The following is a 6,824-nucleotide window of genomic DNA, read 5'->3' on the forward strand; positions in this document are numbered from 1 at the left end:
ACCGGATACCACCGGCACCGGAGTTTGGTGGTTTCTCGTATTCAAGCACGTAGCCACGCCTCAGGACTCCTGAGACGGCGGTCGCGCGGGCGCTTCGAGTCCGAACGCTTCTTCCAGATACTGCCGCGCAATTTCCGGTGCCGAGAAATCGCGCGCCCGGTCCTGCCGAGCTTCGCGCGTACCCCGCGGAGAATGGAGCGCTTCGGTAATGGCTTGGGCTAGCGCGTCTGGCTCATCCACTGGCACCAAATGCCCCAAAGCCCCATCGCGAAGCAGAGCGCGCGGGGCTCCCGGGCAATCCGTAGAGACAACCGGCACCCCACTCGCCAGCGCCTCCACCAACACATTCCCGAACCCCTCCCATCGCGAAGACAGAACAAAAAGTGACGAGCGCTCCAACACATGCATGGGGTCGCCGACGAATCCTGGCAAATGAACTCGCTCGCTTACACCAAGCTGTCTCGCTTGCTCCTGTAATTTGCCACGGAGGGGCCCTTCCCCAAGGATCACCAGCTCGGCATCTTGGTCATGCAGCTTTGAGAATGCCTTCAACAGGCAATCGAACCCCTTCTGCTCCGCCAACCTCCCGATCGCGCAGATTAGCACGCGGTGCGATCTAAACCCGTCAAAAAGAGACGATGAATCTTCTCGACGACCGACCTCAGAGCCCAGCACAGGATTGTGGATCACGATGGGTGAACCCTCCGAGGCTACACCATTCACTGACATAGATTGCGCTGTCGCTTCGGAATTCGCGACTACACAGTCCGCAGCGGGATAAATTGCGCGCATCACTTTTAAGACCATCTCTTGCCTCACCCGACGAGACCAAGACCCCTCCGGCGCCTGCACTACATTGGCCTCCGAAAGCACCAGCCGACAGGGGCGGCCGGCAATCATCCATGCAACGCTCGCAGCAATATTCACGTAATTCATACGCGCCATCAGGACAGCGGGACGCTCGGATCGTAAATAACTTGCGAGGGCCGGAATCGCTGCCAAGGTTCGCTTTTTCCCAAGATCTCGAATACACACCTCTGGGCGAACATCAGCCAAAAACTCGCCCTCTGCACGCACCAGAACTACATGGATGGGGCGCCCCGTCAAATCGACCAAGGCGTTAGCGAGATTAACAACAACCCGCTGAGCCCCTCCCCCATTCAAGGCGGGGATAAAAAGCGCGATCGGCCGGCTATTACTGCTCATCGCGACTTGATTAACTCCTGTTCTCCTGAGATGATATTCTGTAAAAAGCAGAGACCTCATTCATGATGTCGCGTACGCTTTTATCCAAAGCATTATCAAGAGCAAAACGGTAACCATTTTCCGTCAAAGTCTTTCGAAGATTAGAATCCCCGGCAATACGACGAAGGCAGCGTACCAGCTCATCCGGTGCGTCAGGATTGAAGAGCAAGCCATTAAAGCCATCAGTGACAACACTTGGAATGCCACCTGCGCGGGCGGCAATCACTGGCACCGAACAGGCCATTGCCTCCAGCAACACCTTACCTTGGCGCTCTTCCCTCGATGGCAGCACTAGAACGTCTGCTCCCAAAAATCGAGTTTCCCTGAGTTCGGCGTTAGGCACAGCGCCACAAAACGTCACGCACTCGACCCCGCGTTCTTCCTTGAGTTTTACGAGCGTGTCTCGCTGCGGTCCGTGGCCAACAATCTGCACGGCAATCCGATAACCTTCTTTCTCCAGAAGCGTTGCAGCCTCAATCAAAGATCCAATATTCTTCTCTGGGCTCAGCCGTCCTACAAAAACCACTTGGAGTACCTTGCTAGGCTCAGGTGTCCGGTAGGGCGGGACTTCCGAAGAGGTGACTGTCGTTTTTATCCACTGGCGCCAATGGGGACGAGACCCTAAAAAATCGTCACCTGTCACAAAAGCTGGCCGACTACCACCCAATCTGCGAAGCAACGTGTAAATCGTTTTTTCAACGAGCCATGCCTTTGCGCGTCCCCGGAATCCGCCAGCCGAACGTGCCTTTCCGGCTCGATCAGTGTCAATACTCAAGAAAACAGGCTTTCCGCGCACGCGAGCCAGCACCAGGCCAAGAACTCCCATGTTGTTGGGCGCCATCGCGTACACAACGTCGGCTCTTCCGATCTCGCGCCACAATCTACGTACAATAGATGGGAGCTGGCGAACGAAGCTAAGGTGACCTCCATACATGGGCAAGGGGCTAAGGGTAATGTTCCCCGGATAATTAGAAACCTCCGATGTTTCTGGTTGACCACCCACAGGGACACAAAGGGTCATGGTTTTCACGTGCCTGGAAAATTCTGACGTTATTTTTGCAAACCCACCACGAACTGCAATACGTCCATCGGGTAAACGGTCGTGGCGCTTGTGGGAGATCACAACAAGTTGTTTTATTCGCTGACACCGCACCGTCGGCGGTTCAAGTTGTGTGCTCATGACGCGTCCCGAGCCGCCCTAGGTGCCTTGATGGCTAGGCAATCTCCTCCGTGAGGGAACCAATCGTAGCCCTCGGTCTTCAGCCACTCGAATGCCTCATGGGTCGCTAAGGGCCCTAGATGTTTCATCTCAAAATTTATCGCAATAGGGCGCTCAACCCCCAAGGTTCGCAGAACGTCCCAATCCCCCCCTTCACAATCCACCTGAAGAAAGACTTCCATTTTTTCAAAATGGCGCACTATCAATTCATCTAGACGGACACACTCAACATCAATCCGCTCAACGACCTCCGGTCGATACTTTCGGCCTAAGAACCTTTTCGCATAACGTTCCACATGGGCTCTATCGCTTGACGTAACCCCACTTAAATTCACTCCAACATCGTTAGAAAGGCTATCGCTAGTTATATGATACAAATTCAATATTTTTTCATTACTTACCGCTCTAGAGTCTATTTCGAGATCACCCCGAAATTGCGCATAGTTTTTTTCTAGCGCCATACGAGCCTCCTGCTGAGGCTCCAACAACCGCGCCTTATCTGCAAACCGATGCACAGCCTCGAATATCGGGTCGTTGCTTACACCATCATTCGCCCCTACTTGAATCACGCCAAGCCCAGATGCAGCGTGAGGTGCGCCTGCCCTGAGCGCAGCAAAAATTGGCGCCATATCAATATGCTCTGCTCTATCGAGCCTTCGTATTTCCAGATCAATAGACGAGAATAACTTCTTAATAATACGCTTCAACCTGCCTCTCCCCTGAATGCCATCACTTTGATCATAGAAGCCTTAAAACGCCTCACTGCTCAGCTAATCGGTCCCTCATGGATTCCTCTACAAAGAGGGCATTCTTATCGAGTGGCATGAAGTGATAACCTGCGTTCTCAAACTTGTCAATAACATCTGGATCCCATGTATCCGATGGGCCAGTTTCGAAATATACTGCGCATGGATGATGTGCGCTTAAGTCAAAATCTAACAACAACTTCCAATCAAGCCCCTCTGTATCAATGACCAACAAACCACGCAAATCCCCGCTCAGAAGGTCTTGCCATGAAACATTTTGAATAGACTGTTCGGATACTAATTCTTCGGCGTCTTTATAACCAAGACTGCGCAAATACTCAAGCAGTCTATTTTTGTCAGTTCCGGACTTCCGGGCCAGATCAACCTGTCTGCTCTTTGAGGCTTTTCTGCGACCACTCGGCGATAACGAATAATATCGGAGATCAATATCTTTGGGCGACACATAAGCGTTTACAAACCTAATATCGAGGCCTCTCTTTACCAAATAAGCATATGACTTTTGTAATTGTTCAAATGCGATTGGGTCCGGCTCTACCAGAAGCGTTTTTGTCCTATATTTAACTACCAAAGCTCTCACAGGGTCATTTCTTATCCCACAGTTTGCGCCAATCTGTACTATTTCCTTGAAGCCGGCGCATTGAGCAATTTGATGTAGAAGCTTGGAGTCGTTTGGTACGGCCCTCACCAATTGTTCGAGCCTCTTGGCGAGGTCAAACAATGGCGGATTTCGTATTAGAACATCTCGTAAAGTGGCTTGTAAAATTGATGCGTTTCTCCAAGTGAAATGTCAGCGAAGCGCTGAAGTCATCGCATGCAGTTGCTATCTAGGAACTGAATGCCTTATGGGTGTCGCAATCTGAGTGACCATCTACGGTTTGAACTTCCCCGCCCGCCAAAGTCACTATTTGGTCGCTACTTGTAACGGTGGAAAGTCGGTGAGCGATCATGATGATGGTCTTGAGGCGTGATAGCGACGTAACAGCACCCATCACCGCTGCTTCCGTTTCGTGGTCAAGTGCGCTTGTCGCTTCATCAAAAACAAGAACTGGTGGTTCGTGATAAAGGGCTCGCGCGATCCCTATACGCTGACGCTGACCTCCTGACAGACGTACGCCGCGCTCACCTACCACGGTGCTGTAACCTTCCTGCATGTCGCTGACGATGAAGTCGTGCACCTGGGCCATGCGGGCGCAGCGTTCCACCTGTTCGTGGTCGATTTGCTCGTGCGGCACGCCCAGGGCGATGTTTTCGGCCACGGTAGAGTCGGTCAGGAAGATGTCCTGCGGCACATAGCCCAGCGCCTGCTGCCAGGCGCGCAGGTTGTCATCGGTGATGGGCTCACCGTCCACCACGATCGCCCCCTCGGTGGGGCGCAGGAGGCCCAGGAGCACGTCGACCAAGGTGGTCTTGCCGGCGCCGGAGGTGCCGATGATACCCACGGAAGTGCCCACGGGGATTTCCAGGTTGATCCCTTGCAGGGCCGCGCGCTCGGCGTTGGGGTAAGTGTAGTGGATGTTCTGCAGGACGATGGTCTGTTTCGGTTCTAGGGGCTGCGGGGCGCCCTTGTACAGTTCGGCCAGGGCGGAGCGCTGGTGCAGGTCGTTGTAGGCGTTGTCCACCGCAGCCGCGCCGAAGCGCAGTTTGGCCATCCCGGCGTAGATGCGCTGGGCAGCCGGCAGCATGCGGTAGCCTGCAAAGACGTAGAGCCCGAGGATGGGTAGGATGTCACCCAGGGCGTTACTGTCGGTGCCGCCCTGGGTGGCCAGCAGTACCAGCGTTAGCGCGATCACGCCGCCGAAACCGACCGCCTCGATGACGAACTTGGGGATCTCGCCAAGCGTCTGGTTGGTGGCCTGGTGGCGGGCCTGGCGGGCCGAGGGGCCGTCGAAGCGCGAGAGGTAGGCGTGTTCACGCCCGAGGAGCTTGATGTCCTTGATGCCGCCCAGGGCCTCACTGGCAGCGGTGAAGCGCTCCTGGTTGGCGCGGGCGCGGTCGCGCCCCACCCGACCGAGGATGCCGCGCACCGCCCCGAAGATGAGCGCGTACATGCCGCCGATCACCACGGCCACACCCAGCGCCAGCCAGGGGTCCACCACAATCAGCAGGATGCCTAGGGCGAGGATGACCACGCTGTAGGCAACCATCTGCATGCCCGGGCGGAAGACCTGCTGCACGAGCTGGTCAACCTCCGAAAGGATGTTCTTGGCCATGTCGCCGCTGTGGCGGTCGAGGAAGAAGGCGTAGGGCTGGCGCAGGTAGGTCTCCAGCAGCCGCTTGCCGATGCTGTGGCGTCGCATCTCGATGAAGCGGTTCATCGCGTAGTGCGTGAGCGAGCGGAAGAAGGCGGAGAACAAGATGAGCCCGAAGGCCGCCGCACCCAGCGCGAGGATGAAGGCATCCACCGAGGTGAAGCCCAAGCCCTCATACACGGTGTTGAGCACCGGGTTGGTTTCCACCACTTCCGGGTTGCCCAGCACGCTGAGAAAGGGCATGACCGAGACAACGCCGGCGGTTTCCAACACGGCCATGATGATGACCATGCCGAGCACGAGGCCGCCACGGCGTTTTTCCTTGCGGCTGAGCAGGGCCAGAGCTTTGCGATAGGTACTGAACATTTTAGGACTGCATTCCTGCTGTGGCCGGCCGTTGTCTGCTGCTACGGGTACTTACAGGCTGAGCGAGCCGGAGGCAACTACGGCGACGTTGCGCGCAAAGCGCGCCGCACCATACGCGATCCAACGCGCGGCGCGGTAGTGCGATGGCGCTATACATGCCGAAGCCTTCACGACAAGCCTTGCCAGCACTGCGCGGCGGAGCCGCTCGCAATGACGGGTGTTTTCTGGGGACGGTGGTTTGGCACGTGGTAGTTGTCAGATCCGGTAGTACTCGCGATACCACTCGACGAAGCGCGCAATGCCGTCTTCCACCGCCGTGGCGGGGGCATAGCCCACGTCCTCGCGCAGGGCCTCGACATCGGCATAGGTGTCCGGGACATCCCCCGGCTGCAACGGCAGGAGGTTCTTCTCGGCCTTCTTGCCCAGGCAGTCCTCGAGCACCTCGATGTAGCGCATCAGCTCCACCGGCTCGTGGTTGCCGATGTTGTACAGGCGGTAGGGGGCTGCGCTGGTGGCCGAGTCGGGCTCGGCCCCGTTCCAGTCGGGGTTGCGCGGGGCCACGTGATCCAGAGTGCGGATCACGCCCTCGACGATGTCGTCGATATAGGTGAAGTCGCGCCGGTGGTGGCCGTAGTTGAAGACGTCGATCGGCTCGCCCGCCAGGATCTTCTTGGTGAACATGAACAGCGCCATGTCCGGGCGGCCCCAGGGGCCGTAGACGGTGAAGAAGCGCAGCCCGGTCACCGGCAGGTCGTAGAGATGGCTATAGGTATGCGCCATCAGCTCGTTGGCCTTCTTGCTCGCGGCGTACAGGCTCAGCGGGTGATCGACGTTGTCGTGCACCGAGAACGGCATGGTGGTGTTGGCGCCGTAGACCGAGCTCGAGCTGGCATAGACCAGGTGCTCGACGCCGTTATGGCGGCAGCCCTCCAGGATGTTGCCGAAACCGACCAGGTTGGTGTCGACATAGGCCGCCGG

The 6,824-nt window shown here is 56.7% G+C and carries 6 protein-coding genes; all 6 read right to left on the reverse strand.

The features are described from left to right. Positions 1 to 60: 60 nt before the first annotated feature. Positions 61 to 1,206 carry a glycosyltransferase gene (locus F618_RS0112090; protein WP_038071586.1) on the reverse strand — a complete coding sequence of 382 codons (1,146 nt, stop codon included), beginning with the start codon at positions 1,204 to 1,206 and terminating at the stop codon, positions 61 to 63. 10 nt (positions 1,207 to 1,216) lie between these two features. Then, on the reverse strand, positions 1,217 to 2,425 hold the full coding sequence (locus F618_RS15655; protein WP_081620898.1) for a glycosyltransferase: 1,209 nt from the start codon (positions 2,423 to 2,425) through the stop codon (positions 1,217 to 1,219). Beyond that, the gene (locus tag F618_RS15660) at positions 2,422 to 3,171 is read right to left on the reverse strand and encodes an FkbM family methyltransferase (protein WP_155998016.1); all 750 of its coding nucleotides are present in this window, start codon (positions 3,169 to 3,171) and stop codon (positions 2,422 to 2,424) included. Before F618_RS15660 ends, F618_RS15655 begins: the two co-directional genes overlap by 4 nt. 52 nt (positions 3,172 to 3,223) lie before the next feature. After that, positions 3,224 to 3,949: an FkbM family methyltransferase gene (locus F618_RS16005; RefSeq protein ID WP_155998018.1), complete on the reverse strand. Its 726-nt coding sequence runs from the start codon at positions 3,947 to 3,949 to the stop codon at positions 3,224 to 3,226. Between the two features lie 106 nt (positions 3,950 to 4,055). After that, entirely contained in the window at positions 4,056 to 5,846 is a 1,791-nt protein-coding gene (locus F618_RS0112095; RefSeq protein ID WP_019568709.1) for an ABC transporter ATP-binding protein, read from the reverse strand. 255 nt (positions 5,847 to 6,101) lie between these two features. After that, on the reverse strand, positions 6,102 to 6,824 hold a 723-nt coding region (locus F618_RS0112100), incomplete at its 5' end, for an NAD-dependent epimerase/dehydratase family protein (protein WP_019568710.1).

Source organism: Thioalkalivibrio sp. ALMg13-2 (genome assembly GCF_000381185.1).
Lineage (GTDB): Bacteria > Pseudomonadota > Gammaproteobacteria > Ectothiorhodospirales > Ectothiorhodospiraceae > Thioalkalivibrio > Thioalkalivibrio versutus.

Excerpts from the sequence above, each read along its gene's own strand:
- F618_RS0112090 (WP_038071586.1), bottom strand. The coding sequence starts at position 1,206 with ATGAGCAGTAATAGCCGGCCGATCGCGCTTTTTATCCCCGCCTTGAAT.
- F618_RS15655 (WP_081620898.1), bottom strand. The coding sequence starts at position 2,425 with ATGAGCACACAACTTGAACCGCCGACGGTGCGGTGTCAGCGAATAAAA.
- F618_RS0112095 (WP_019568709.1), bottom strand. The coding sequence starts at position 5,846 with ATGTTCAGTACCTATCGCAAAGCTCTGGCCCTGCTCAGCCGCAAGGAA.